Origin of the sequence: Thermoactinomyces daqus (assembly GCF_000763315.1) — a bacterium.
Taxonomy (GTDB): Bacteria; Bacillota; Bacilli; order Thermoactinomycetales; family Thermoactinomycetaceae; genus Thermoactinomyces_A; species Thermoactinomyces_A daqus.
The window spans coordinates 13,208-39,325 of sequence record NZ_JPST01000048.1 but is presented as its reverse complement, the minus strand read 5'-3'; the positions used below and the strand labels follow the sequence as shown (position 1 = coordinate 39,325).

The 26,118-nt window shown below is 48.8% G+C and carries 23 protein-coding genes and 1 riboswitch; of the genes, 9 read left to right on the top strand and 14 right to left on the bottom strand.

The window, feature by feature from the left end; translation table 11 throughout:
• Positions 1–3: 3 nt before the first annotated feature.
• From JG50_RS0115910 to uvrC, 6 genes are all read right to left on the bottom strand, one after another.
• The gene (locus JG50_RS0115910; RefSeq protein WP_033102112.1) at positions 4–930 is read right to left on the bottom strand and encodes an ABC transporter permease; all 927 of its coding nucleotides are present in this window, start codon (positions 928–930) and stop codon (positions 4–6) included.
• 1 nt (position 931) lies between these two features.
• The gene (locus JG50_RS0115905) at positions 932–1,891 is read right to left on the bottom strand and encodes an ABC transporter permease (RefSeq protein ID WP_052154403.1); all 960 of its coding nucleotides are present in this window, start codon (positions 1,889–1,891) and stop codon (positions 932–934) included.
• Positions 1,892–2,050: 159 nt separating this feature from the next.
• Entirely contained in the window at positions 2,051–3,295 is a 1,245-nt protein-coding gene (locus tag JG50_RS0115900; protein WP_033102111.1) for an aspartate kinase, read from the bottom strand.
• A gap of 124 nt (positions 3,296–3,419) precedes the next feature.
• Positions 3,420–3,603: riboswitch (Lysine riboswitch) on the bottom strand.
• A gap of 337 nt (positions 3,604–3,940) precedes the next feature.
• Positions 3,941–5,416 (bottom strand): phytoene desaturase family protein, encoded by a 1,476-nt coding sequence (locus JG50_RS0115895; RefSeq protein ID WP_052154402.1) that lies wholly within the window; start codon positions 5,414–5,416, stop codon positions 3,941–3,943.
• A 171-nt stretch (positions 5,417–5,587) separates the two neighbouring features.
• Positions 5,588–6,079 carry a replication initiation and membrane attachment family protein gene (locus tag JG50_RS0115890; protein ID WP_033102110.1) on the bottom strand — a complete coding sequence of 164 codons (492 nt, stop codon included), beginning with the start codon at positions 6,077–6,079 and terminating at the stop codon, positions 5,588–5,590.
• A 186-nt stretch (positions 6,080–6,265) separates the two neighbouring features.
• Positions 6,266–8,041 carry an excinuclease ABC subunit UvrC gene (gene uvrC, locus JG50_RS0115885; protein ID WP_033102109.1) on the bottom strand — a complete coding sequence of 592 codons (1,776 nt, stop codon included), beginning with the start codon at positions 8,039–8,041 and terminating at the stop codon, positions 6,266–6,268.
• A 105-nt stretch (positions 8,042–8,146) separates the two neighbouring features.
• Here uvrC and JG50_RS0115880 point away from each other — a divergent pair, with 105 nt between their 5' ends.
• Positions 8,147–9,001, top strand: coding sequence for a hypothetical protein (locus JG50_RS0115880; protein WP_033102108.1), 855 nt, complete (start codon positions 8,147–8,149; stop codon positions 8,999–9,001).
• A 193-nt stretch (positions 9,002–9,194) separates the two neighbouring features.
• Here JG50_RS0115880 and trxA read toward each other — a convergent pair whose 3' ends face one another.
• From trxA to JG50_RS0115855, 5 genes are all read right to left on the bottom strand, one after another.
• Positions 9,195–9,518 carry a thioredoxin gene (gene trxA / locus JG50_RS0115875; protein ID WP_033102107.1) on the bottom strand — a complete coding sequence of 108 codons (324 nt, stop codon included), beginning with the start codon at positions 9,516–9,518 and terminating at the stop codon, positions 9,195–9,197.
• A gap of 181 nt (positions 9,519–9,699) precedes the next feature.
• A complete protein-coding gene (locus tag JG50_RS0115870) occupies positions 9,700–10,683 on the bottom strand; it encodes an electron transfer flavoprotein subunit alpha/FixB family protein (RefSeq protein ID WP_033102106.1) in 984 nt (327 codons plus the stop codon).
• Between the two features lie 20 nt (positions 10,684–10,703).
• A complete protein-coding gene (locus JG50_RS0115865; RefSeq protein WP_033102105.1) occupies positions 10,704–11,483 on the bottom strand; it encodes an electron transfer flavoprotein subunit beta/FixA family protein in 780 nt (259 codons plus the stop codon).
• 36 nt (positions 11,484–11,519) lie between these two features.
• On the bottom strand, positions 11,520–12,104 hold the full coding sequence (locus JG50_RS0115860; RefSeq protein WP_033102104.1) for a TetR/AcrR family transcriptional regulator: 585 nt from the start codon (positions 12,102–12,104) through the stop codon (positions 11,520–11,522).
• A gap of 150 nt (positions 12,105–12,254) precedes the next feature.
• Positions 12,255–13,946, bottom strand: coding sequence for an AMP-binding protein (locus tag JG50_RS0115855; RefSeq protein WP_033102103.1), 1,692 nt, complete (start codon positions 13,944–13,946; stop codon positions 12,255–12,257).
• A 332-nt stretch (positions 13,947–14,278) separates the two neighbouring features.
• Here JG50_RS0115855 and JG50_RS0115850 point away from each other — a divergent pair, with 332 nt between their 5' ends.
• From JG50_RS0115850 to JG50_RS0115830, 4 genes are all read left to right on the top strand, one after another.
• Positions 14,279–14,962, top strand: a complete 684-nt coding sequence (locus JG50_RS0115850) for a hypothetical protein (protein ID WP_033102102.1) — start codon at positions 14,279–14,281, stop codon at positions 14,960–14,962.
• A gap of 230 nt (positions 14,963–15,192) precedes the next feature.
• Positions 15,193–16,476: a BaiN/RdsA family NAD(P)/FAD-dependent oxidoreductase gene (locus JG50_RS0115845; protein ID WP_033102101.1), complete on the top strand. Its 1,284-nt coding sequence runs from the start codon at positions 15,193–15,195 to the stop codon at positions 16,474–16,476.
• Positions 16,477–16,629: 153 nt separating this feature from the next.
• Positions 16,630–17,061 carry a hypothetical protein gene (locus JG50_RS0115840; RefSeq protein WP_033102100.1) on the top strand — a complete coding sequence of 144 codons (432 nt, stop codon included), beginning with the start codon at positions 16,630–16,632 and terminating at the stop codon, positions 17,059–17,061.
• 414 nt (positions 17,062–17,475) lie between these two features.
• Entirely contained in the window at positions 17,476–18,804 is a 1,329-nt protein-coding gene (locus JG50_RS0115830) for a helix-turn-helix domain-containing protein (protein ID WP_033102098.1), read from the top strand.
• A gap of 5 nt (positions 18,805–18,809) precedes the next feature.
• On the opposite strand, the gene JG50_RS0115825 is transcribed toward JG50_RS0115830, so the two are convergent.
• Positions 18,810–19,508, bottom strand: a complete 699-nt coding sequence (locus JG50_RS0115825) for a YdcF family protein (protein WP_052154401.1) — start codon at positions 19,506–19,508, stop codon at positions 18,810–18,812.
• A gap of 112 nt (positions 19,509–19,620) precedes the next feature.
• Here JG50_RS0115825 and JG50_RS0115820 point away from each other — a divergent pair, with 112 nt between their 5' ends.
• Positions 19,621–21,012: an RsmF rRNA methyltransferase first C-terminal domain-containing protein gene (locus tag JG50_RS0115820; RefSeq protein WP_033102097.1), complete on the top strand. Its 1,392-nt coding sequence runs from the start codon at positions 19,621–19,623 to the stop codon at positions 21,010–21,012.
• A gap of 98 nt (positions 21,013–21,110) precedes the next feature.
• Positions 21,111–21,329 carry a hypothetical protein gene (locus JG50_RS0115815; RefSeq protein WP_033102096.1) on the top strand — a complete coding sequence of 73 codons (219 nt, stop codon included), beginning with the start codon at positions 21,111–21,113 and terminating at the stop codon, positions 21,327–21,329.
• A gap of 9 nt (positions 21,330–21,338) precedes the next feature.
• Here JG50_RS0115815 and JG50_RS0115810 read toward each other — a convergent pair whose 3' ends face one another.
• Positions 21,339–22,826, bottom strand: a complete 1,488-nt coding sequence (locus JG50_RS0115810) for a M36 family metallopeptidase (protein WP_033102135.1) — start codon at positions 22,824–22,826, stop codon at positions 21,339–21,341.
• Positions 22,827–22,969: 143 nt separating this feature from the next.
• Positions 22,970–23,989: an aromatic acid exporter family protein gene (locus JG50_RS0115805; protein WP_081943988.1), complete on the bottom strand. Its 1,020-nt coding sequence runs from the start codon at positions 23,987–23,989 to the stop codon at positions 22,970–22,972.
• A 169-nt stretch (positions 23,990–24,158) separates the two neighbouring features.
• On the opposite strand from JG50_RS0115805, the gene JG50_RS0115800 reads away from it, so the two are divergent.
• Together JG50_RS0115800 and JG50_RS0115795 are read left to right on the top strand one after the other, a co-directional pair.
• Positions 24,159–24,362, top strand: coding sequence for a hypothetical protein (locus JG50_RS0115800; RefSeq protein WP_033102095.1), 204 nt, complete (start codon positions 24,159–24,161; stop codon positions 24,360–24,362).
• Between the two features lie 576 nt (positions 24,363–24,938).
• Positions 24,939–26,063, top strand: a complete 1,125-nt coding sequence (locus JG50_RS0115795; RefSeq protein ID WP_370589259.1) for a S8 family peptidase — start codon at positions 24,939–24,941, stop codon at positions 26,061–26,063.
• The last annotated feature ends 55 nt before the right edge of the window (positions 26,064–26,118 follow it).

The following is a 26,118-nucleotide window of genomic DNA, read 5'->3' as shown; positions in this document are numbered from 1 at the left end:
TTTCTATTTGCGCATCTTCGGATCAAGCGCGTCACGCAGTCCGTCACCGAGGGCGTTAAAAGCAAGCATTGTGATACAGAGGAACAACGAGGGAAAAAAGAGGCGCCACCATTCACCGGAAAGAATCGTGATCAGTGAATCGTTGATCATCGTTCCCCAGCTGGCAATCGGTGCCTGGACACCCAATCCCAAAAAACTTAAAAACGCTTCGGCAAAGATGGCCGACGGGACGGTCAAGGTGAGCATGATGATGATCGGGCCCATGGCATTCGGAATCAGATGCTTGAACAAAATCCGTTTTGTACCGGCTCCGAGAGTCCGGGCGGCCAGCACAAACTCCTGTTCTTTCAACTGAAGAACCTGTCCCCTTACCAAGCGGGCCATATTCAGCCATCCGGTCACGGTCAGCGCGAGAATAATCGTTCCCAACCCCGGCGGCATGACCACCATGAGCAAAATGACCGTCAATAAATAAGGCAGTCCCCATAAAATATCAACGATTCGCATCATCACTTCATCGGTTCTCCCTCCCCGATAACCGGCAATCCCTCCATAGATCACCCCGATCAGCAGATCGATCAATGCGGCCATCAGCCCGATCGTCAGGGAGATTCGTCCCCCTTCGCAGACGCGGACAAAAACATCCCGCCCCAAATCGTCCGTCCCGAACCAATGCTCGCCGGAAGGTTCCAGATTGATGCCGTCTTTCAAGTTTTGATCACTGTAATCATAAGGGGAGATCATCGGACCGAAAATAGACATCAGGGCGATCAGCAATATCAGGACAAGTCCGGTCATCGCCAGAATGTTTTTTCTCAGCCTCCGCCAAACATCCTGCCAATAGGTTGTATGCGGGCGGCTGATCTTTTCCAGTTCGGTACGCGACCGGACAGAGGGAAGAAAACGCGTTTGATCGGTTGCCGGTTCCACTTTACCTCTCCCCCTTTTTCGTGATCTGAATCCGCGGATCAATCCAGCCGTAAGCGAGATCCACCAGAAAGTTGACAAAGATGAGCAAGGCGGAATAAAACAGGGTGATGCCCATGATCATCGGATAATCGCGATTGGAAATGCTGTCGACAAAATACCGGCCGATTCCCGGCATGGAAAAAATGTTTTCAATTACAAAGCTGCCTGTCAATACCCCTACGGAAATCGGGCCGAGAATTGTCACCACCGGCAAGATGGAATTGCGCAGGGTATGCCGCAAAATCACCCGGCCGGGTGGCAGCCCTTTGGCCCGGGCGGTCCGGATATAATCCTGGGTCAGCACTTCCACCATGCTCGCGCGCATTAACCGCGTTATGGTCGCCAGCGGTAAGGCCGCCAGGGTGATGGTCGGCATGATGGTCGAGGTGAATCCCTCCCATCTGGCCACGGGCAGCAATTCCCATTCGACTCCCAGATACTTCTGGAGCAGGGGAGCCAACACAAAACTGGGAATCGAAATCCCCAGGACGGCCATAACCATTGCCGCATAGTCCGTCAGGCGATTTTGCCGAAGGGCGGCCACTGCGCCGAGAATGACGCCGGCAATGATGGCCACGACCAGCGCTTGTGCTCCCAGTTGCGCGGAAACCGGAAAACCGTCGGCAATAATGTCATTCACCGTCCGGGTCTGATCTTTTATCGAAAATCCCAAATCAAAGGTGAGTAAATCCTTCATATACACCAAATATTGAACCGAAACGGGTTCATCCAGGTGATAGTACGCCCGCAGGTTGTGAAGCACTTCTTCCGGAAGTTTTTTATCGCTTGAAAAAGGGTCTCCCGGAATCGCTTTCATCATGAGAAAGGTGATGGTCGCAATCACCCACAGCGTAACCACCATCTGAACAATGCGGCCCAAAATGTAGCGCAGCAAGCTTTCCACCTCCAAGGCAACGGGCATCTGAATAAAAAAATATTTTCATATATAATGCAATTTCTTAATCATTTTAATCATCCCTTAAACAATTGTTTTCAGTCAAGCCGATTCCATAAAAAAACCGGCAGGTTCACCTGCAACCAGGTGAATGCCGGTCAAATGATCTTTACACAACGGAAGGGTTTAATTCTTTTTTCCCGACGCCGTTTCCTCGTGCCCATCCAGCCCAAACGCAGTGTGAAGCCGCTGAACCGCCGTTTTTGCAAGTTCACGGTCAATTACGCACGAGATTTTGATTTCAGATGTGGAAACCATTTTGACCCGGACTCCGGCTTCACTCAAGCAGGAAAACATTTTGGCGGCAACCCCCGGCTTGGTCATCATGCCTACCCCTACCGCCGATACCTTGGCCAAACCGGACTCCGCCAAAATTTTGACAAAGTTCAGCTCCTCTTTGGCGCTTTGCAGAACCCGCTCTGCTTCCGCTCCCTCGTTTTCGGCGACGCTGAAGGCGACATCGATGGTTTCCTGATCATGTTCACTTTGCACGATAATATCCACATTGATGTGCGCGTCGGCCAGAAGACTGAACAACCGGGTTAATGTATGTTCATGGTTGGGCAATCCCAATACTTTAATCCTGGCCACATTGAGATCGTGAGCGATCCCTCTCACATTTAATTCCTGTTCCATTGTGCTTTCCTCCTTCACCCAAGTTCCCGGTTCATCGACAAAGCTGGAGCGCACGATCAGATCAACCTGATTGATGAGCGCTGCCTCGACGGAACGGGGATGCAGCACCCCCGCGCCCAAATGCGCCAGCTCCAGCATCTCTTCATACGAGATCTCTTCCATCTTTCTCGCGCTGGGAACAATCCGGGGATCAGCCGTAAAGACGCCGGTGACATCAGTATAAATCTCGCAATACTCTGCTTTCAGGGCCGCCGCCAAGACCACCGCGGTCGTGTCGGAACCTCCGCGCCCGAGCGTCGTGATCTCGCTGTTTGGGGAGAGCCCCTGGAAACCGGCCACGACAACCACTTCGCCCCGATTCAGGCAGTTCAGAATCGCATCCGTGTTCACATGGCGAACCATCGCTTTCCCGTGAACGTGATCGGTTTCAATCCCGGCCTGCCATCCCGTCATCGAACGGGCCTTCAGCCCCTTTTCCTGCAGTGCCATCGACAGCAAGGCGATGCTCACTTGCTCCCCCGTCGTCAAGAGCATGTCCATCTCCCTAGGTGAAGGATTTTCACTGATTTCTTTCGCCATTGCGACAAGCTGGTCTGTTGATTTCCCCATGGCCGAAACCACGACTACGCACTGGTGTCCTTTTGCCGCCGTTTTCGCAACGATCTCTGCCACGGCACGAATGCGCTCGATGCTGCCGACTGAGGTGCCGCCAAATTTTTGCACGACGATGCTCATTGTTCCTCTCCTCTCTGCTCGGTACTCGCTCATCCACTACTCTCCTGAAAAAAAAACAGAAGGCCACAGCAGAGAGTCGCTAGCTGTCGCCTTGTACCTACCAATGCTCCAGTTCGCTCGTTCCCTGCGGATTAGCGCTCCACAAAAGCAGTGGCTTCTGTGACAATACCGCCCCTGTTCGGGCACGGTACCAGCCTGCTTCGGGCCGGCAACCCAAAACAAACTTCGGCGGCATTTTCCTTTCCCTGTCCTTCCTCGTCCCCGAACTCCAGACAAGTACTGATAAAAGCCGCACCTCTATTCCACATGATCAGCGAGTCATTTCATTTCAATTGTTGTTCAGATGATAACATATCCAATATTTATACGCAATAATAGAATTTTGGTCTCATTTATTTCCTTTTCCCTGTCGATCCCATCAGCGGCGCTCACGTGCAAACGGCAGCAAATATCACCGCAGAATGTTTGGATCGGGGCAAGTCTCAAGCGATTTTGCAAGATGCTTTTCCATGAAAGCAACTTTCGGTTCCGGTTTCAGGGCCGCCTCCAATCACCGGCGCTCGATTTTTTCCGGCAGCATGTGTGTCCACGAGTGATCCTCAGCAAAAATGAATAATCATGCACATCATCTTATAAAAGCTGCACTCACCTGACTGCTCCGGCTCTCATTTCCCCCTTCCAATCCTCCTCGATCCGCTTTGCCGTCCGAATACCACCCAATGCGGCAAAGGAAGGATCTTCGGCAAAATCGGCCACAGAACTCGTATAGTAAAGCCCTTTTATCTGCCGGTCCCGGATCGGATCGTGGAACCGGGGCCGGAAACGACGGACCATTTTCCCGGGCGATACCGCCTCCTGCGTACCAATCCGTAAATCCAACTCATCCGGCCCATATACCTCTTCCACTTCCAAGGATTCCTCCAATCCTTTCAACCCCCACACCTTTTCCAGCAGAAAAAGCAAAAGATCGCGATAAGCGGTGTAAGACGGCTTCTCATTGTCCATCTTCCGAAGCGGCACGTTCACCTTCACATGCAAACGGCTTTCCGTCGCCACTCTCCCCTGTCCGGAAGCAGATGGATTCCCCACATAGATAATGGGCGACTCCGTCCATCTTTGCTGATCAAACAAGTCAATATCATGCCGCCAGTAATCGCTCGGATAAAAATAATTGTGATGGTGCAAAAAAGGAAACGGCTGCTTGACGCCCCACAGGCAGAGAAAAGCGGAACTGCCCGGCTGGTCTGAGTGCTTGACCTTCGTTCGTTCGAGCAATTCCGTTTGTGTCTGTATATTGTCAACGGCGGAAACCACCAATTGCGCGCTCCAGTTCTCTTCTTTTGCCCGGACCCCTGCCACATGGCTGCCGGAGACAAGAATCCTTTCCACCGGACAGTTCAGATGAATCGCAACCCCCAGCGATCTGGCCCGTTTCTCCAACAGCTCAATCAACCGGCCGCTCCCCCCTTCCACAAAACAGGTTCCTTGCACCAGATGCAAATAAGCGATAAAGGAAAGAAACGAAGGGGCTTCATAGGGTGAAACCCGGCCGCCGGTCACCAAGCGATTCATCATGGCAATCAAACGGGGATCTGAGAAAAAGCGGCGATGAAACGAGTCGAGGGAAACAAAAGGATGAATGGAAAACCACGCTTTGAGCCACTTCGCCGAAAACCGTTTACCGCCCTGCCCTCCGCTCTCTTCCAGCATCCACTCTTCCACCGTCTCATAGAGCCGGCCTGTTTCTGTGAGATAATCGAGAAACCCCTGCCGGTCCTCCGGTGAAAACCCGTCCAGCTGTTCAGCCATAATATCAGGGTCTGCCGATAAATCAACAATGGTTTTGTTATAAAAAAAATGGCGGCTGTTGACCTCAAGCGGAACAAAGGGCAATGGCTCAGACTCTCCTGACTGACGCATGAAGCGTTCAAAAACCCAGGGCATCAGAACCGTTGAGGAACCCGTATCGAAAAAGTAATCCCCCGCCTGCACAGAGCGAAATCTCCCGCCCAAGGCCGCTTCTTTTTCAAAGAGCGTCACTTTTACTCCGCGGGCGGCTAACTGGATGGCCGTAACAAGTCCCGCTACTCCCCCTCCGATCACCACTCCCGTTCTCATCATTCTTTCCTTCCTTTCCTGCATAGTCGATGAGTTCAAGATAGAAAATTTCTATATCCTCTTATGGCGTTCTGCAAAAAGCAAAAAAAACCTTCGCCTGGGCAACCCTCTCCATAAAGCAAAAAAGACCGCTATGCAAAGTTGAACATAACGATCGTTGGATTTGGCTTTCCGTTATTTAAACAAATCTGTCAATTGCCCCAACTGGCTTTCGATGCGGTCCAGCTGTTTTTGAATCTGCTGGAACCGGATATTCACTTCCTGGCGCACTTCATGAAGTTGTCTGGCAATCAGGGCGATATTGGTCTCCACATATTCAGAGTTAAAACTGTCGAAATTTCGCGTTTTCTGTCTGTTCCCGGTTTTGCTTTGCCTGGAATCTGCCTGCAGATAAGCAAAAACATCCTGCGCGGTTCGCACCATTGCCGTCCCCAGCCGCTCTGCCATGTTCATCACATGGGAACGAACGATTTTATAATCATTTTCCTCCAGGCATACCTGAAACAAAGCATTGATCACACCATTGGAGAAAGCATAATTTTTTTTCAGGTCATAAACCAACTGGCCCAGCGGTTTGGCAACAGGCTGTCCGCCTGTGAACTGGCCCAAAAATTCAAGCGGATCCATCGTCTCCAGTTTATGTAGCTGCTTATCTGATCCTGTCATGGCAACCTCCCGGCAAAATGGTTTAATTCTATTATACCAGCGGGCAAAAGGAAAAAGTTTCAGAAATTGAAATTGATCCCCTAAAAAAAAGATATAGCAAATGTAAAAATGATACAAGTTATCAAAAAAATAATCATAAAATGTTTGAAATAAAAAAGTCCCGCCCCTTGCGATGCAAAGAGCAGGTTACTCTGTATTGCGCAGTGATTCCTTGATCGTATGCGCCAGCTTATCCCCGATTCCCGCTTTGCGAAACTCCTCGACGGATGCTTCCCTCATTTTAGCGATGGAGCCAAAATGACGATACAGTTGCTGCTTCCGCTTGGGCCCAATTCCGGGAATCTTGTCCAGTGCCGATTCGAGCAGGTGTTTCCCCCTCGTCTGCCGGTGGAAGGTGATGGCAAAGCGGTGAACCTCTTCCTGAATGCGCCCGATCAGATAAAATTCTTGACTCCCCCGCTTTAAATTCACATTTTGCGGCGGATCCCCGGCGATTAGCCCCGCCGTCCGGTGTTTGTCGTCTTTTACCATACCGGCCAACGGAATATAAAGGCCGAGCTCGTTTTCAAGCACATCACGCGCCGCGTTGATCTGTCCCTTTCCGCCATCGACCAGAATCAGATCCGGCAACGGAAGATTTTCCTTCAACACGCGGGTATAGCGCCGCCGGATCACTTCCCGCATCGTTTTCACATCATCCGGCTGGTCGACTGTGCGGATTTTAAACTTTCGGTACTCCTTTTTCGCCGGTTTTCCGTCAATGAAGCACACCATCGCTGAAACGGGATCGGTTCCCTGAATGTTGGAGTTGTCAAAAGCTTCAATGCGGCGCGGCAATCCGATGCCAAGAACTTCTGCCAAATTCTCCAGGGCGCGGACGGTTTTCTCTTCGTCTCTTTCCATCAGTTGGAACCGCTCCTTGAGAGCGATCCGTGCATTTTCCATCGCCATGTTCACCAGATTTGCCTTCACCCCGCGCTGCGGAATCTGCACGTGAACCTCGGGCAAAAGACCCTGTAACAGTTCGAGATCGATTCCCTGTGGCAGGTGAATCTCCTTCGGCAGGCCGGGCATTTCGTGGTAAAACTGGGCGACAAACGTCAAAAAATCCTCTTCCGGCTCTTGATGGTGAGGGAAAATGGAAACTTCGCGCTCGATCAATTTCCCCTGGCGCACGAAAAAGACCTGAACACACATAAGCCCCTTTTCGGCCGCATAACCAAACACGTCACGATCAATTTGATCCTGAAAGACAATGTTTTGCTTCTCCATCGTCGCCTCAATATCCCGGAGCAGATCCCGGTACTCTTTGGCCCGCTCAAACTCCAGCCTTTCGGCTGCTTCTTCCATCTTTTTCTTCAGCTCCCGCTTCAGTTCCGGATAACCGCCGTTCAAAAAGCGGGTAATCTTTTGAGTGATCGCTTCATACTCCTCTTTATTCACTTCAAATTCACAGGGAGCCAAGCATTGCCCCATATGGTAATACAAACAAACGCGTTTGGGAATCGTTTTGCACTTTCTGAGCGGAAACAAGCGATCAAGTAATTTTTTGGTGTGCTGCGCCGCCCCTGCATGGGGATAAGGGCCAAAATACCGTGAACCGTCTTTCTTCAGATTTCGCGTCACTTCCAGGCGCGGGTGACGCTCCTTGGTCAGGCGCAGGTAAGGGTAAGACTTGTCATCCTTCAGCATGATATTGTAACGCGGCCGGTGCTTCTTGATCAGATTGCACTCCAAGATGAGAGCTTCCAGAGGGCTGCCGGTCACGATATATTCAAAATCGGCGATATCCATGACCAATCGTTGCGTTTTTCCGTCATGACTGCCGGTAAAGTAAGAACGAACCCGGTTTTTCAAGCTCTTTGCCTTGCCGACATAAATAATTTCCCCATCTTTATTTTTCATCAGGTAGCATCCCGGTTGCTCGGGCAAAAGAGCCAGCTTATCCTGAATCAGTCCCATGATACCCCTCTTTCAACATATAAAAAACTTTAAAATATTATTGGTTATCTAGATATGCAAACATGGTATATTTATCTTATCTTAACTAAAGGAGGAATTTTCTTCGTGTTACGTTTTTCCGATATTCTGCGTCAGCACGGAGTCAAAGTATGGCTCTCCAACCTGGTCGGATCGCTTGCGGTCGGCATTGTTGGAGCCTTTATTTTTGTTCTCTTCTTCTTTGCGCTCATGATTGTCGGCGGTGCTCTCCTGGTCGGATCACTGCCATCGGGAATCAGTCTGGACACCATGACCGGTGACGAGATCATCCCGATGCTCGATTCCTTTTTCTCGTCCGGCACGTTATTGATCCTGCTCCTGTTTCTGCTCATCGGCGGGATTTTGTACTTGCTTCTCGAAGCATTTCAAAACGCCGGGTCGATCAGCGTCGCCGTCCAGGCTGTCGCGGAAAACAAATCAGACATCTCTACATATTTCAGCAAAGGCTTCAAATACATGCTGAAAGCCTTTCTCGTATACCTCTTGTCTAGTTTAGCATATCTCGTGCCAGGCTTGCTGCTGTTAATCGGAATTATCGCAGCCGGGATGAATTCGCCTGTCATCGGCGCATTATTGATTCTGATCGGACTGATCGGTTTCTTCATTTTGGGCCTGGCCTTCATGCATGCTCCCTATATTCTGATCAGCGAAGATACTGATGATCTTATCACTCAAAAAATCCTTCCGGCTTTTCACCAAAGCGTTCGGCCGGGTGTTTGGAAGTTTCTTCTTCGCCATGTTGTTGACTGTTGCAATCGTGGTTGTTTACTTACTGGTCAGCTTTGTCTTCGTCTTTCTCGGAAATTCGGGAAATCAGGGTGTGCTCGCTGTGATGGAGCTGATTCAGTTCCTGCTCCAGATCGCAATCACTCCGTTCATCATGATGATCATCACTTTGATGATCGCCTATCGATATCATAAATATTTGCGCCCATTGATTGTCAATGTGGAGGCCGAACCTGCCGCCCCGGCAACAGACGATGCGGATGTTTCCTTTTCCATTAAGAAATCTGATCCGGATTCCCCGTCAACCGAGCGCAAAGACGATGAATAGTAAAATGCCACCAGCTTGGCTCTGGTGGCATTTTTTCTTATAAATCGCTTTTGTTCCGGTTTAGATGTGCTCTTTAATCCAGGCAACCAGTTGTTCTTTCGGTTGCAGCCCGACGGCTTTGGAAACCATTTCGCCGTTTTTGAAGAGCATCAGGGTCGGAATGCTCATTACCCCGAACTTGCCGGCTGTTTCCGGGCTGTTATCCACATTCACTTTTACGATTTTCACCTGATCGCCCATTTCACCGTCCACTTCTTCCAGGATCGGAGCCAACATGCGGCACGGACCGCACCATGGTGCCCAAAAATCGACCAATACCGAACCGGCATCAGCAGATTCGACTTCTTTATTAAAAGTTTGATCTGTAATTTCTACAATAGCCATTTGAAAAATCCTCCTCATAATCTGTTGCAAACCTGCAAACCGAACAAGCCATATAGACTGTTCTACAGAGATAGTATACCACTTGAAAAAAAAAAGTTACAACCATTCCAGACGGTGACAATACAGCAAAGAGCACAATAATCATATTGTGCTCCAGCTTGCGAATGATTGCTGATGATTTTTAATTCTGGGCGAGCAGTTTTTTAAACTCCTCTGTCAACAGAGGGACCACTTCAAACAAATCGCCGACGATCCCGTAATCAGCCACCTGGAATATCGGTGCTTCCGGATCTTTGTTGATGGCCACGATCACTTTGGAGTTTGACATGCCCGCCAGATGCTGAATCGCCCCGGAAATTCCGCATGCAATGTACAAATCAGGTGTAACCACTTTCCCGGTCTGCCCGATCTGCAGGGCATAATCACAATAACCGGAATCGCAGGCACCGCGCGAAGCCCCGACAGCACCTCCGAGAAGGCTGGCCAATTCCTCCAGCGGCTTGAAACCGTCTGCGCTTTTGACACCGCGCCCGCCGGAAACAATGATTCTCGCTTCGGAAAGATCGACTCCGTCAGTCGATTTTTTAACCACATCTTTTACAATGGTGCGCAAGAGATCAGCCGGTACATCTACTCGCAATTCCTCAACGTTGGCCTTGCGCCCTGAATCCGCTTCTCCCTTTTCAATATTGTTGGGCCGAAGCGTGGCAAAAACCGTACCTTCTTTGAACACTTTCTTCACAAACGCTTTTCCGGCATAGATCGGCCGGGTAAAGACGATTCGTCCTTCTTCAAGCTCAACTCTGGTCACGTCGGAAACAAGCCCCAATCCCAAGCGTGCCGCAATTCGCGGGGACAGATCTTTGCCGACGGCGGTATGCCCGGTGAAGATCACATCCGGGTTTATATGTTCAATCACCTTTTTAAAGGCGGCGAAATAACCATCGGTCGTATACTGATCCAATTCATGATTGGTAACGACGAGTACTTTGTCAGCCCCATGCTCGGCAAGCGGATCAACCAGGTCTTTGGCAAAGCTGCCAAACACGGCGGCTGTCACGCTCCCTCCTTCTGCCACTTTACGGGCTGCCGCCAGGGATTCCAGACTCACGTTGCGCAATTTGCCATCGCGGACATCGGCCAACACAAGTACGTTTCTGCTCATGAATTCGTTCCCCCTCGCTGTTAAATCACTTTCGCTTCGTTCCTAAGCAGTTGAACCAGTTCTTTTGCTTGGTCTTTAATATCCCCTTGCAGGATTTTCCCCGCTTGTTTTTTCGGCGGAAGGAAGACATCGATCGTTTCCGTTTTGGCAGCGATCTCTTCTTCGTCCAGATCGAGATCATCCAATTCCAAGCGCGTAAGCGGTTTCTTTTTTGCTTTCATAATACCCGGAAGCGAAGGATAACGCGGGTCGTTCAGCCCCTGTTGGGCCGTGACCAGGATCGGAAGACTGGAGTCAATCAGCTCGACATCCCCCTCCACATCTTTTTCCACCGACACTTTGTTCCCATCGATATCCAGCTTGGTAATAGTGGAAATATGGGGGATTTCCAAAAGCTCTGCCAAACGCGGCCCCACTTGTGCCGAGCCGTCATCCACGGCCATATAACCGCACAGGATAATATCGAAGGCGAGATCCTCTTCCTTGATGGTGGCAGCCAGGATTTTTGCAATGGTATGTTCATCCGGCTCTTCTTCCAATTCTTCGATGTCCACGATCACCCCTTTGTCAGCACCCATCGCCATCGCCGTGCGCAAAGCTTGTTCCGCGCGCTCCGGCCCGATCGTGATCACCGTCACCTCGCCGCCGTGCTTCTCCTTGAGGCGAATGGCTTCTTCCACGGCATATTCATCATAAGGGTTGATGACAAACTCCACCCCGTCTTCGCTGATGCGGCCATTCTCAATGGTAATGCGCTCTTCGGTGTCAAAAGTCTGTTTGAGGCAAACAAGGATGTTCATGGTTACTCTCCCCCTAACCTTACGCGAAGATTTTCTTTAATCCCCCATACCAGAGATGAACAAACGGTGAATCTCATCCACTTGATCGAGCAAACTGTATTTATGGTTGTTCATAATCCATGATGTCACCGTCTCATCCAACGTCCCGAAAATCATTTTCCTTGTGATGCGCACATCGAGATCGCTGCGGAAAATGCCTGTTTCGATACCACGCTCGATGATCTGGTCAATCACATTCAAATACCTTTTCAAGATCTCCCCAATCCCCTTGCGCACTTCAGGATTGGACTGCCTCAATTCGATCTGGGTGACAAGGGCGAGCTCATGATCCCGCTCCAAATGCTGAAAATGAAGTTGAATCAGTTTATAGAGCTGATCTGAGGGGGATTTAATCTGTTTGAGCTCCTCTTCAACCTTGGTGATGAAAGAACCCATTTTTTCACTGAACAAAGAGATCAGTACATCATCTTTGTTTTCAAAGTATAAGTAAATGGTACCGTCTGCCACCTTGGCTTCACGGGCGATCTTTGACACCTGTGCATTGTGATAGCCATATTTCGCGATCACGCGAATGGCAGCCTCAATGATCGCTTCATACTTTTCTCCGGTCCGTTTAGCCATGGCTCAAATCCTCTCAGTATTTTACGATGAATGACTATTCATTCAATTTAAGTTTAGGTTAATACTTCTCAATTGTCAATGCATTTATACACATTTTACAGGTTATAATTAAACGTATTATTTGACTTTTCCTTCTGGCATTTTCTGGAATTACTGCGCTTTTTGTTGCAACTTCACTTTTTCCTCTTCAACCAAAACGCGGCGCAATACTTTGCCAACGGAAGATTTGGGCAGTTCATCGCGGAATTCATACAAACGCGGAACCTTGTAACTGGCAAGTCGGGCCCGGCAAAACTGGTTCAGCTCATCTTCCGTCACCTGCTGTCCTTTTTTCAGCACGATGAAAGCTTTCACCGTCTCCCCCCGATACGGGTCGGGCACACCGACAACCGACGCCTCTTCAATCGCCGGATGCTCAAACAGGATTTCCTCCACTTCGCGCGGATAGATATTGAAGCCGCCGGCAATGATCGTATCCTTCTTCCGGTCGATAATATAAAAGTAGCCGTCTTCATCCATGCGCCCGATATCTCCCGTGCTTAACCAGCCGTCTTTCAATACTTGCTTTGTCTCTTCCGGCCGGTTCCAATATCCTTTCATCACCTGAGGCCCTTTCACTTGCAACTCTCCCACTTCTCCGGGCCGCAGCACCTCGCCAGTCTCGGGATCTACAATGCGCGCATCCGTATCCGGCCATGGCAACCCGATCGTCGAATTTTTCACGCGTTCCCAGACGAGATTGGAATGGGTCACAGGTGAAGTTTCCGTCATTCCGTAACCTTCCAGCAGCCTTCCTCCGGTCAGCTTTTCAAACTGTTCCTGCACTTCGACCGGCAGTGGGGCAGACCCGCTGAGACATGCCTCGATCGACGACAGATCGTACTGATCAATTGAGGGATGATTGATCAGCCCCACATACATGGTTGGTGCCCCGGGAAAATATGTAGGTCGGTATTTGTTAATTAATTGCAAAATCAAATCTCTGTCAAACTTGGGCACCAAAATAATGGTGGATGCCAGCCGAATTGCAAAATTCATCACCACCGTCATGCCATAGACATGAAAGAACGGCAAAGCGCCCAGGATCTTGTCCTTTCCCCTTTTCGCTTTGTACAGCCATGCTTCCGCCTGTAAACAATTGACGACCAAATTGCGATGGGTCAGCATGGCGCCTTTGGCCAAGCCCGTCGTTCCGCCGGTATATTGCAACAGGGCCAGGTCGTCCCCCGACTCGTACACGGCATCAACCGGCTTGGGAAGCGCTTTCTTTAGCAGCCTGACAAAAGAATGAACGTGATCGTTGTATTCCACCTTGACCGATGTCCCATCTATTTTTGATTTTAACGCAAACAGCCAATTTTTCGGGAACGGAAGATAATCTTTGATCCCGGTCACAATGATTCTTTTCAGTTCAGTGACCGGTTCTACTTCCCTGACCTTCGGCAGGACGGCATCAAGACAAACAATCGTTTCGGTCCCAGAATCCTTTAATTGATGCTCCAACTCTTTTCGCATATAGAGCGGGTTGATCTGGACGACGACTGCTCCCAAAAAAAGCGTCGCATAATAGGCGATAATCGCCTGGGGTGAATTGGGAAGCATGATGCCGACCCGCTCTCCTCTTTTAACCCCCAATGATTTCAAGGCATTTGCAAAGCGGTATACCTGGTCGAGCAGCTGACTGAAAGTGAGGCGTTTTCCCAAAAAAATAACTGCATCGCGATCAGGAAAATCCTTAGCCGCGTCAATTAAGAAGCGGGTAATGGGGATATCGGGATAATTCAGTTTAGCCGGCACCTCTGGAGGATAATGCTTGAGCCAAATTCTTTCTGTCCCAGCCATGAGAACGCCCTCCTTTGCTGACTGAACAGTCATTCAAGAATGGGGTATAACTATTTAGAATATATTTTATGATCACTCAAAATTATTTTATCTAATTTTCCCGCTTTTTTAAACCTCAATTTTATGTTCTGCCGAAAATGAAAAAGGGATTTGCATGCGATATTCCGTCTTCACCACTATATGTTTGCAATCCATCCAATGATATGCTTGAAATGCCGGGACACGATCAAGAATGCCGGCTCAATCCCGGAATGAAAACTTAAGCATTGATCAGGGAGCGAGTGCACCACGCGCCGATCTGAAACCAATTTTTAAGAAAACGGGGGAAAGAGATGTATTTCAAAATTTTAAAATGGCTGGGATATCTCATTATGATTATGGCTGTATGCATCGCTGCCATCTTATTTCTCGTCAGTCATGACCCTGAAGTATTGCAAAAACTGAGTTATGATATGTTAATTTTGGGCTTGATCGGCTGTGCTTTGGTCTATTTCAGCCTGTTTGGGCAGCGCTTTCCTCAGTTCCATTCCCATATCGAAAGAATTGCCACGATCTCTTTGTTAATCATTTCATTACTTTTAATCAAGCCGGATGGAGAAGTGATTGCTTCGGTCATTTCCGCGATTGTCACCGCTTTAACCTTTGTCATCGGTCTCTACTTTAACACCCGGATCATCAACGAATCCAACCAAAACAGGCATGCAAAATATATCCTCATGAACAGCCTGAAATGGGAACGGTTCATTCATGATCACCTCTGGCTTCTGCCTGACCAGATCCTCCAAGATGTCCTGGACATCCGGCAGATGTTGCACTCCATTGATCTGAAACTGCACGATCCTGCCTCCGCACAAACAAATGAGATGTCAGAAGAGTTAAAAAATGATCTCCATTCCTTGCACGAAAAGATCGGACTCCTCTTTCTTCACATACGGTCAGATTTACAAATTCCAACCTCAGAAGCGTCTGTCTCCGTTCTGACCAGGCAAGCATCCGACAGGAGCAAAGGCGTCTGAAATGACGATCGCAAGGCAAATGCCAAACCGGCGCGGGAATCCGAAGTCTCTCATAACCGGGAAGTTTCGCATAGCGTTGCCTCGTTCTGTGTTAAACTGAATCCTGTAGCCGAAACAACGAAATGAACTCAGCAGATGGCAACTTCCAAGGAAGCGATTTTTGACAGGGGCACCTGCTTCGTTCCAACTTTCTAATCCATACCTTAAGCTGAATTAAAAGGAGCTATGATATGAACTACGATGTTATTGTCATTGGCGGCGGCCCCGCCGGTTTGATGGCAAGCGCCTCGGCTGGAATGCACGGGGCCAGGGTCCTGCTGTTGGATAAAGGCGAAAAACTGGGTAAAAAGCTGGCCATTTCCGGTGGCGGGCGGTGCAATGTGACAAACAATAAAGAAATTGATGAACTGATCCGGAATATTCCCGGAAACGGGCGCTTTTTGTACAGCGTCTTTTCCATTTTTAACAACCGTGACATCATCCGCTTTTTTGAAGATTTGGGGGTCAGTCTGAAAGAGGAGGACAACGGGCGGATGTTTCCGGTCACAGACAGCGCCAAATCGGTAGTCCAGGCTTTTATCAAAAAAGTGAAAGCCGTCGGCACGGAAATTCGCGTCAATCTGCCGGTCAAGCGCATCCTTTATGAAGGGGGGAAAGTAAAAGGCGTTGAATGCCGGAACGGGCAATCTTTTTTTGCCCCTGCCGTCATCGTGGCGACAGGCGGGAAAGCCGCCTCCCATACCGGTTCGACCGGTGACGGATATGCGTGGGCAACCGAAGCGGGCCACACGATTACCGAACTTTTTCCCACTGAAGTCCCGCTTACGTCCGCGGAACCCCTGATTAAAAACAAAATATTGCAGGGCTTGTCCCTTCGCGATGTAGTGTTAACCGTCTACAACCCAAAGGGAAAAAAACTGGTCGAACATCGCGGTGATGTCCTCTTCACCCATTTCGGGCTCTCCGGTCCCGCCGCGCTTCGCTGCAGCCAGTTTGTCGTGAAAGCACTGAAGAAATTCGGAACGCCTTCCATCCCTTTGGCAATCAATCTTTTTCCGGATGTCAGACCTGATCAACTGGAACAAGAATGGGGAAAAGTTTGCCGAAAACAGCCCAAAAAAACCGTGCGCAACGCCCTGAAACCCTTTCTTCCCGACCGGATGATCCCTGTGCTCACCGAGCGGGCGGAGATTTCCGGGGACTTGACCTGCTCCCATCTCTCCCGTGAACAGCTGGAAAAACTCTGCCAGACAGCCCGGCATTTTACCCTGGCCATCAACGGAACATTGTCCCTGGAAAAAGCATTTGTCACCGGGGGCGGCGTCCATGTAAAAGAAATTGATCCCAAAACGATGCAATCCAAAAAAATGCAAGGCTTATATTTTTGCGGCGAAATTCTGGACATTCATGGCTATACCGGCGGTTATAACATCACAGCTGCCACCTGCACGGGATATGTCGCCGGAAAAAGCGCCGCGGAGCAGGTGATCGGGCAGCGGGCATCCCTATCATGACTTGACATGAAACCGAAGAAATCCGCCTCCTCTGACCAGGCATCCGCTATCACGAAAAAGGAGACAAATGGAAGAGTCCTTTTCCCTTTTTTCCTGAAACGGGCTCTCATATAATAATAGAGAAGCACTCATCAATGGCAGGAGTGAATGGAAGTGAAAACAACTTGGTTGAAACGTTGCGGTTTCTGTTTGGCAGCCGCCGGTTTATCTTTGACTCTGGCTTTTGGTTCAATCTCTGATGCACATGCTGCGGCAGAGTATGTAAATCCGCACAGTGACGAGATTCAGTTTGAGGGTACCAGCGGATGGATCAACGGAGGAAAATATTTCGATTTTGACGGTAAAGACGACAACATCACCGGAAAACTCTTTTTCAACAAAGAGGGAGTGGCCGAAGTCATTTTTGACATTTATGATGAGCACGGAAACTTGGTGCGCACCCATCACAAGCTGGCCACAGAACCGCCAAATCCAGGCGGGAGTGATTTTGTCGGCTACAACTTTTATCCCAAACTCAAGGCAGGAAAATACCGGATCATGGTAAAACGGACAACCGGCCTGGGCATGGGCTGGGTTAACTATTAACCAATCCCCGTAACATTTCCCCTGGGAGGATGATCAGCGTTTGGCCGTAAAAAGGAAGCATGGGAAACTGCCGATGCCGTTATCCCTCTTCCTTTTCATTAATGAAGGCCAATCTGCGATAATCCTCCCCTTTTCATTTTCTCCCTGCAATGCCTTCCTTTTTAGATACTGCAAGCGGAAAAATATTAAATCTCTTCTTGCAATTTCATCGTTTCCTGTTTCTTCCAATCGAATCGTTGTCTTAAACCTCCCTCTCTTTTTTTAAATCTTACCGTTCATACCTGTGCAATTTGATTAAATACGGATTTTTAAATTCATTTTTTTTAAAAACATCAAATTTGAACCTCTTTTTCGTCTAAAATATAGACAAACGAAACAGGAACCAATATGATAAAAGCGGAGAGGTGATTTTAAGTGAATGCACAAGATTTGAAATCCTTGGGCGAAGCTCTCCGAAGAATCCGAAAGGAAAAAGGGTTCCGTCTCAAGGACTTGGAAGATCATCGCATCTCCTTCGCCACCATCAGCAGCATTGAACGCGGTGTTCCAACAGTCAAACCGCAAAATCGCATTTACTACTGCCAAAAACTCGGGTTTGATATTGAGGATCTTCCTTCACTCATCAATAAAGAACGGGAAAACCGAAGCCAGATCGAAAACCTGTTGTTTCTGATCGAAACCTGCATCAATCTCGATTGCGACGGTGCCCTGGAACGGTTGCGCATGTTGCAACAAGAGAGCAAGGGGCAGTTTATGGATATCATCCTTTACTTAAAAGGTTTATGTTACATGAAGAAAAATAACTTAAAAGCAGCAGAAAAATATATAAACCAAGCAATCGAATTGATTGATTCCGGGAAAGGCACCATGAACGAAAATAATATTAAAGCTGCCTGTTTCAACGAACTGGGGCGAATCTACTATTTGCGGGATAATAACCTGAATAAAGCACTCGATTTTGTTAATAAAGGGCTGAACGTGTTCATCAAGAGCGGAGACCGCCAAGAATTGCAATATGAATTATTAATTGGAAAAGTTTCCTATCTGGAAAAATTGTACCGCACGGATGAAGCTTTGCAAACCCTCGATGAACTATGGGCCTCGATCCAAAATATAAATCGCCTGGATGTCAAACTCAATATGTATGAACTGAGAGCGACATTGTTAAACCAGAAGAAAAAATTTCAAACCGCCCTCACCTTTGCCAAAGAAGGCTTATACATCGCCAGGGCAAACGGAACGCATGAACAAGCGGTCCGCCTGTTGACGGTATGGGGCAATATCCTGCAGAATGCCGGTGATCTGCAAACGGCGGAAAACTGTTATCAACTGGCGCTCCGGTTGGAGAATAAATTGAAGGATAAGAAATATGTTCTCGTCTCCACCTTGACCCAACTGGGCAAACTGTACGGAAAAAGGGGAGAATGGGAACAATCGTTCAACTGTTTGAATATGGCGGTGAACAGGGGAAGAAAATATAATGATGCACACCGCTTCTGCGAATCGTTAATGGCACTGGGCGATTATTATCTGGAAACAGACGAATATGCCAAGGCGATCACCCCCTATGAAGAGGCTCTGGAAATAAGCACACAATATAATTTCTCCCGGCAAAAGGAAAAATCACTGCTCAATCTGTCAGAATGTTGGAAGAAGATGGGGAATACAGAAAAATATGTTGCCCTGCTCGACGAGTTGCAATCCGAACTCCGTCTTCGCGAACAAGAAGGGTTGGAAACTTGACACTGTCAAGGCCAATCCTTCTTCTGTTCTCCCCTCCCGTCCTCACCGGGAAGAGGCAATCCCGGAATGGATTGCTCAACCGGGATAATATCCCCTTTTCGGCCATAGTACAAAATCCGCAAATACTCTCCATAGACGATCTGCCGGTGATCAGGCCGGTTCATCCAACCCGTTTCAGTCACAGCCTCCTGATTGATCGAAGTATAAGCCGGATACGGGGCGCAATACAGATCGCCGGGCAGATGCCGACGCAGGGTCCGCCATTGCCGTCCGGCAGCATAAGCCTTGCACACAAACAGAAGCCGCCGGATTCGGGTAAAATCGAATATCTCCTTGGCAAACAGCACGTTTTCCAAGGAATTGGCCGACCGGTCCTCGATGAAAATGCATTCGCCCGGTACCCCGAGCTCCATTAACTTCTGCCTGATCACGTGGGATTCGGGAGTTTTGCCGTAAGTCCAGCTTTCGTGTCTGGTCGCTCCCTCCTTATATCCTCCCGTCACTAGAATCAACGGTGCCAACCCCTGATCGTAAGCCTTCTTCGCCGTCTCCCAGATCATCGGATAGGAACCGCCGAAGACAAAAAGCAAATCAAACGGTTTTTCATAGTCAAAGCGGTCACGATGCAGAAATGTCAATTTCGTGATTTCCTCCATCTGCTCCTGCGTCAAAGGAGGCAGTTCCGGAAATTTTGGAATATCCATTTCGGCTTCCCTCCCGCCACTAATGTTTGGAATCCATTTGTGGTATAATGGCACAAGCTTGAATGCGAAATGTTCCCGACCATTTTTGGGTACTGCCCAAAGGAGGACAACAATGGTTTCACTCCCTGTTGATTATCTGGAACAAATGAAACAACTGTTACAAGAGGAATACCCATCTTTTTACCATACCTATGAAGAGCCGCCTACCCGCAGCTTGCGTGTCAACATCTTGAAAACATCTCCGGAGCAACTGAAAGTACGGGTGCCTTTCCATCTTGAATCCGTTCCCTGGTGCCCGGAAGGATTTTATTACAATCACGAGCTTGACCGGCCGGGCAAACACGTCTATCATGCTGCAGGTCTTTATTATATCCAGGATGCCAGCGCAATGGCACCGGCAGAAGCCCTTGAACCCCAGCCCGGGGAAAACATTTTGGATCTTTGTGCCGCTCCAGGAGGCAAGACAACACAGATTGCCGCCAAAATGAAAGGGAAAGGGATCCTCGTCGCCAATGAAATAGACGCAAAACGAATTAAGGCGCTGGTGGAAAATCTGGAGCGCTGCGGTGTGACCAATGCGGTCGTGCTGAATGAGAATCCCGGCCATTTATCGGAGCGATTTTCCGGTTATTTCGACCGGATTTTGGTCGATGCCCCCTGTTCCGGTGAAGGAATGTTCCGCAAGGACGCCGATGCATGTGAGCGCTGGAGCATTCGGGCGACGGAAAAGTGCGCCGACCTGCAACTGGAAATTCTTGAGGCGGCCGCACCGATGCTTCGCCCCGGGGGACGTCTTGTCTATTCGACATGCACATTTAACCCCCGTGAAAATGAAGAGCTGATTTGGCGGTTTCTCCAGCTTCATCCTGATTTTAAACTGATTCCGGTTCCACAGCGGCAATATTATCGTTCCGGCAGGCCCGATTGGATCAGGGAGGCAGACAATAAACTGGTCAAAGCCGCCCGCCTCTGGCCGCATCACCTTCGTGGAGAAGGGCATTTTGTCGCTGTATTGCAAAAAGAGACAACAGCGGAAGGAAGTAAAAAACGCCCCGGCAAATGGCCTCCCGTCCATGCACAAGCCCGAAAGCTGTGGGAACGGTTCGCCAGTGAAACGTTGACGGATACAAACTTTTTGTCAAATGGCACTTTCACCCTGTACGGTGAACACTTATATTACGTTCCTGTTGACATCCCTTCGCTGAAAGGACTCCGGGTGGAACGCCCTGGGCGCTACCTGGGACAGGCCAAAAAGAATCACTTTGTCCCTTCTCACGCCTTGGCTTTGTCGCTGGATCCGCAGATGGTGAAAAGGCAATGCAACTTCACCGTCGATGACCCCGACTTGCTGCGCTACCTTCAAGGTGAAACCCTTCCCTCCGCTCAAAGCAAGGGATGGACGCTCGTCACAGTCGACCATTTCCCGCTGGGTTGGGGAAAAGTGTCCGGAGGGCTGTTAAAAAATCACTATCCCAAATGGCTTCGCTTCGACAAAAACGATTAAAAAGGCGGCCCGCCAAAGGGTCGCCCATTTTTTTCCTCTTCTCATAATTCAAGCGTTCAACCGCATATCTTATGGTAAGAGCCGAAGGAGGGATTCCCATGAGCAAGCCGGACGAAAAAACATATTGGACCCGCTATTTGCCCGTTGCCATGGGAATGATTCATCCGGAATGGCTGTTTATGGGCCATCTGTTTGAAAATGAAGAACCGGAGAATGAAGCAGAGAATGACACAGATGCTTCCGTCTCTCCCGTCCCATCCCTTCCCCTCAGGTCATCCATAAAGGAAATCCAGATCAATTTTCGTTCACGCAAATAGATTTCCATCCTATTGAGTGGAGATTCCTCGCGCCGCCCAGATTTGGTCAATTTTCGCCCCGTGCATCCCTCCGAACAAGATCACATCCGCTTGTTTGATCGCTTTTGCACCATCGTGGAAAGTCGCGTTTGGCGTTAATGACCAATGCGATTGCAAAATGATCTTGGTGGCCACATCCCGCCCAAATGCCTGAGCCATCTCATACAACCCCTGGGACCAAATTTCCCCGTCGGCATGAACCTCTCCCTGCAGATCGTCCGGATATACTTTGTTGGTATCGAGACGGCGCAAGCAAGGCGGGTTGCCCGAGGAATACGCGGTCGAATCCCACTCCGCCACACAGGCTTTTCCGAAATCATCCTGCGTCAGGGCATCCTCGTAGGTGGCTCCCATGTAATCGCCAAAACCTTCGCCCATCGCTCCTCCTTCTTCGCTGTTTCCAAAGCCGGGAACCTGATTGTCTTGGATCGCATGACCCAACTCATGAACAATCACACCGGCATCCTCTGCGTCATCCACGCCACCGGTGCCAAAGGTAAGATCTTTTTTCGTCGGCGAATAAAAGGAATTATCCTCTTTATAGGTATCCACATTGGCCGTGATCGTTCCGTTCATCACATTGGTAAAGCCAAGCCCGTGAATATACCGGATTATCGTATCCAGATGGTAGTAAGCCATCACATCCTCAAAGCTGTTTTGATTCCGGGTATAATTAAAGGTAAGAGTTTGAGAAAATGTTTTTGATCGCGATTGAATGTTCACAAACTGGCCTTTTAAGTTGCCGGATCCGTCCAGCCCCTGGAGAATCACGGGTTTCAATTGTGCATCCAGCGCCGGGGAGTCGGCATCGTTCCGATCAGAAAGACCGGAAACGGACCGCGCTGTCTCTACCGGGTTGGGCAGAAAAACTTTGCCGGAGCCGGTGGCATGCCGGTTCAAATCCCTTTTTGCCAACAGCTTGCCGTCGCCGGCTCGCAAATAGGTCTCCCATGCTCCAAACGGGTTGACGGAATGGACGACGACGCGGTAAACCGGAATCGCCTGTCCGTCTTGCACGAGATAGCCGAATTCTTGTTTCGTCGGTCCCCAGGTTTCTTTATCTTTGGCACCGATCTGTTCAAACGCCCGGTCTGTTCTTTCTTCCTGGGAAATTTGCTTGGACGGGATTTTTTGCACTTCCCGCGCCGGTTTAAAATCGGATACGACCAGTTGCACTTTGCCCGCCCGGCTGACCGTCACTACCACCTGGTTCGTAAACACAGGATGGTTGCCGATGACCTGTTGGTATCTGACATAATCCGCCAAAGGGGTTGTAATCGTGGTTGAATATTTCAATTCGGATAAATCTGACTTCAGATGATACGAACTTGCGTGTTCTTTTAAATATTGATCAGCAATTTGTTTGGCAACCGAAACGGTTAACATTTCCGGTTGATGCCCGGGTTCAGCCATCGCCAGCGGAATGCTCAACATGAACACCGACAGAAACGCGACCATCGCCCACAAGCGAAGCTTTTTCGATTTAACCAATCATTCATCCCCCAATTTAATCATATTCAAAAATATTTTATTATTCGGACCCGTATGCGTCCACCGTTTTTATATAAAAAAGCAGGAGCATTTTTCCGCTCCCGCTTGGTTCATCCGCTCTTGAGCCATCGAGGCAACAGTTTCCGCAGCATAAAAGGCTTCCCTTTCCGTCCTGAAGGTTTTAATGCTTCCTTGTGCAGATCCCGCTTGATGAGCAAATAGCGTCGCATCTCATTGAGAAAGTGCAACAAAGCAGCGCGCGTTTCAAATTCTTCCCGGGTGACGGGCAAAGGGGACTTTTTAAATTCCGCGCGCATCTGTTCAAGCTCTTCCAAAAAGAGATGCGCCGTATTCCCCGGGTGCACTGCATCGGAGAGTTTATCGAGGAAATGGGCGATGATATACCCCTGGACACAGCAGGTGTTTAAGGAAGAAACCGTAGGCGCGATCCGCTCCAAAATCTCAAATTGCTTTCCGCGCATTTCAAAGTAACGGTAATAACTGTAGTTAGCATCGTTCAGGCGATTTTCAATATCCTTCAAGGCCAATTCTTTCGCTTGTTTGAGCATATCGGATGTTTCGGTAATCTCTTTTCCGTCCCAGTCGCTGTTGCCGTTACGCAAATAACTGGCAAATTCCTTTAAAATCGTTTTAAAGTTCTGCTCAATCTCTTTGCGGATGCGCTCAAGATCCTTCTCGACATTGGGCATGTGCATATTTACCAAAACTGCTGTTCCGATCCCGATGATCAGGAGCATGGTTTCATTAAAAATTGTTTTGAGATCGATATTCTTTAACAGAAAAAAATGCAAAATGATGACCATGCTGGTGGTAATCCCATCCTTCAGGTTGAGAAAGACGAGCAACGGGATCAGGATAAACAGGAGAACAGACAAACTGAACAGATGGTAGCCGATGGTCTCAAAGATGGCAAACGACAAGCCCATGGCGATAAAACATGCCGCCAGCCGTTCCCATGCCGTTTGGTACGAACGCTTCTTGGTCGGCTGGATACAGAGGATGGTCAGCATGCCGGCGGAAACATAAAATTGAAGTCCCATCCATTCCGCCAACCCCATCGCCAAAGGCATCCCGATTACTGTTTTGATCACACGATATCCAATCTTCATGGGGCCTCACTCTTCTTCTAATAATCATTGCCCATTATAACGCAACCCCCGGCTTTGTAAACCGGAAAAAGCAGCGGGCATTCGTGAATGTTTTATTAACAGCACGATTCCCTAACAAGTTTGGTATGATATTAGATGTGAGAACTGTCTGAATCAGGGAGCGATATATATGAGCACGATCACTTCGGCCGGCATTCCTGCCAAAAAAAGTTACTATCGTTTGCTTGAAGCCAGTTTTGACCGCGCCAAGCGCCTTTTGGATGAAATGAATTCCCATCCTGAGAAGTATACCCCCGAGCGAAAGAGGGATACACTGGCTTATCTCACACATCTGCAAAACGAAATGAGAAAATTAAAAATAGATCCGCAATGACTGAGCCATAAAAAGGATAGGAAGTAACGAGCGCATGCCGAAACCTTTTTCCCGGAAAGGCTTCTTTTTTTCATCCCCCTGCCACCGGACTTTTGCCCGCCTTGCATGACAGAAAACAAATTCCAATCGCTTTCAAAAACCTCTTCATAAAATCCTGCAACACTAATGAAAAATGAAAAACAGCTGATTTCACCGGTAATAACTTCTATTCTCATCCTGTAATTTCAGAAAACGAACACCGACGGTCGCAGGATCAGCCATCAAGAAAATTTCCCTTCTTAATGGAAAATAATCAATAAACTGGCAATCCACTCTTCATATGATATACGGATTCGGATCAAAATTCTACATTTATAATGATGAATTATTTTTGTTTAGTTTGAAATTTATTTAAGAAATAAGGGAGGAATTTTCATTTGAAAAGAGAATGAATAAATAGATCATGCAAAAGGAGGGTTGCCGGATAAGAATAAAGTATCTTACTGTTATATGCTGAATGATCGGAATTGGCGTTGAATTCATCAAAAAGGAGAGTGCCGTATGAAACGCATCTTGAGTGTAGTGGCAGCTTTGTTGATGTTGGCGCTGCTCATTGTTCCTTCGTCTATTTTCGCAAGCCCTGCCCATCCGACAAATTATGTTCCCGGGGAGTTAATCGTCAAATTCAAGCCGGGCGTAAATACCGCTTCCGTCGAATCGCTCAGTGACCAGCTTGGAGCAAAAGTGGTCGAATCATCAAAATACGGCTGGCAAGTTGTCAAGTTCGACAAAAATACCTCCATTCAGGACATGATCAAAAAATATAAAGCAAACCCCAATGTACAATATGCAGAACCAAACTACTATTTCCATGCAGAATGGACTCCGAATGACACCTATTTCAGCAGCCAGCAATGGGGCCCGCAAAAAATTCAGGCTCCGCAAGCCTGGGATGTCACCAGAGGCAGCAGCTCCGTAAAAATCGCTATCGTTGACACCGGAGTGCAATACGACCATCCAGATTTGAGCGGCAAGGTGATCAAAGGATATGACTTTGTCAATAACGATTCTGATCCTTATGACCAAAACGGGCACGGAACCCACTGCGCCGGGATTGCCGCCGCTGTAACCAACAACAGCAGAGGGATTGCCGGTATCGCGCCCAATGTGAGCATTCTGGCAGTTCGTGTTCTGGATGCTAACGGCAGCGGCACATTGGCCAATGTCGCCAACGGAATCCAATATGCTGCCGATCAAGGAGCAAAAGTCATCAGCCTGAGCCTTGGCGGTTCTGCCGGTACCTCCACTTTGCAAAATGCGGTGAACTATGCTTGGAGCAAAGGAGCCGTTGTCGTGGCTGCGGCCGGTAATGAAAGCACTTCTGCTCCGAGCTACCCGGCTTACTACAGCAATGCCATCGCCGTAGCATCGACCGATTCCTCCGACAGACTCTCTTATTTCTCCAACTACGGCAGCTGGGTTGATGTTGCCGCTCCCGGCTCCAGCATCTTCTCAACCTATCTCGGCAGCACTTATCAAACCCTGAGCGGCACTTCGATGGCCACCCCCCATGTGGCTGGTCTTGCTGGTCTGCTCGCCTCCCAAGGCAGAAGCAATTCGCAAATCCGCGCAGCCATTGAAAACACCGCCGACCGGATCTCCGGCACGGGTACTTACTTTACCTACGGCAGAATCAATGCTTATAAAGCTGTAAATTATTAATCCAAAAAATTGCCCGCAAAAAAACCAGCCCCCGCTTGAACCCGGGCGGCTGGTT

Bases quoted from the DNA above. Each gene is read 5' to 3' on its own strand.
- JG50_RS0115905 (WP_052154403.1), bottom strand. From the start codon at position 1,891: ATGCCCGTTGCCTTGGAGGTGGAAAGCTTGCTGCGCTACATTTTGGGC.
- JG50_RS0115900 (WP_033102111.1), bottom strand. From the start codon at position 3,295: ATGAGCATCGTCGTGCAAAAATTTGGCGGCACCTCAGTCGGCAGCATC.
- JG50_RS0115895 (WP_052154402.1), bottom strand. From the start codon at position 5,416: ATGATGAGAACGGGAGTGGTGATCGGAGGGGGAGTAGCGGGACTTGTT.
- JG50_RS0115890 (WP_033102110.1), bottom strand. From the start codon at position 6,079: ATGACAGGATCAGATAAGCAGCTACATAAACTGGAGACGATGGATCCG.
- uvrC (WP_033102109.1), bottom strand. From the start codon at position 8,041: ATGGGACTGATTCAGGATAAGCTGGCTCTTTTGCCCGAGCAACCGGGA.
- trxA (WP_033102107.1), bottom strand. From the start codon at position 9,518: ATGGCTATTGTAGAAATTACAGATCAAACTTTTAATAAAGAAGTCGAA.
- JG50_RS0115870 (WP_033102106.1), bottom strand. From the start codon at position 10,683: ATGAGCAGAAACGTACTTGTGTTGGCCGATGTCCGCGATGGCAAATTG.
- JG50_RS0115865 (WP_033102105.1), bottom strand. From the start codon at position 11,483: ATGAACATCCTTGTTTGCCTCAAACAGACTTTTGACACCGAAGAGCGC.
- JG50_RS0115860 (WP_033102104.1), bottom strand. From the start codon at position 12,104: ATGGCTAAACGGACCGGAGAAAAGTATGAAGCGATCATTGAGGCTGCC.
- JG50_RS0115855 (WP_033102103.1), bottom strand. From the start codon at position 13,946: ATGGCTGGGACAGAAAGAATTTGGCTCAAGCATTATCCTCCAGAGGTG.
- JG50_RS0115850 (WP_033102102.1), top strand. From the start codon at position 14,279: ATGTATTTCAAAATTTTAAAATGGCTGGGATATCTCATTATGATTATG.
- JG50_RS0115845 (WP_033102101.1), top strand. From the start codon at position 15,193: ATGAACTACGATGTTATTGTCATTGGCGGCGGCCCCGCCGGTTTGATG.
- JG50_RS0115825 (WP_052154401.1), bottom strand. From the start codon at position 19,508: ATGGATATTCCAAAATTTCCGGAACTGCCTCCTTTGACGCAGGAGCAG.
- JG50_RS0115820 (WP_033102097.1), top strand. From the start codon at position 19,621: ATGGTTTCACTCCCTGTTGATTATCTGGAACAAATGAAACAACTGTTA.
- JG50_RS0115815 (WP_033102096.1), top strand. From the start codon at position 21,111: ATGAGCAAGCCGGACGAAAAAACATATTGGACCCGCTATTTGCCCGTT.
- JG50_RS0115810 (WP_033102135.1), bottom strand. From the start codon at position 22,826: ATGGTCGCGTTTCTGTCGGTGTTCATGTTGAGCATTCCGCTGGCGATG.
- JG50_RS0115805 (WP_081943988.1), bottom strand. From the start codon at position 23,989: ATGAAGATTGGATATCGTGTGATCAAAACAGTAATCGGGATGCCTTTG.
- JG50_RS0115800 (WP_033102095.1), top strand. From the start codon at position 24,159: ATGAGCACGATCACTTCGGCCGGCATTCCTGCCAAAAAAAGTTACTAT.
- JG50_RS0115795 (WP_370589259.1), top strand. From the start codon at position 24,939: ATGTTGGCGCTGCTCATTGTTCCTTCGTCTATTTTCGCAAGCCCTGCC.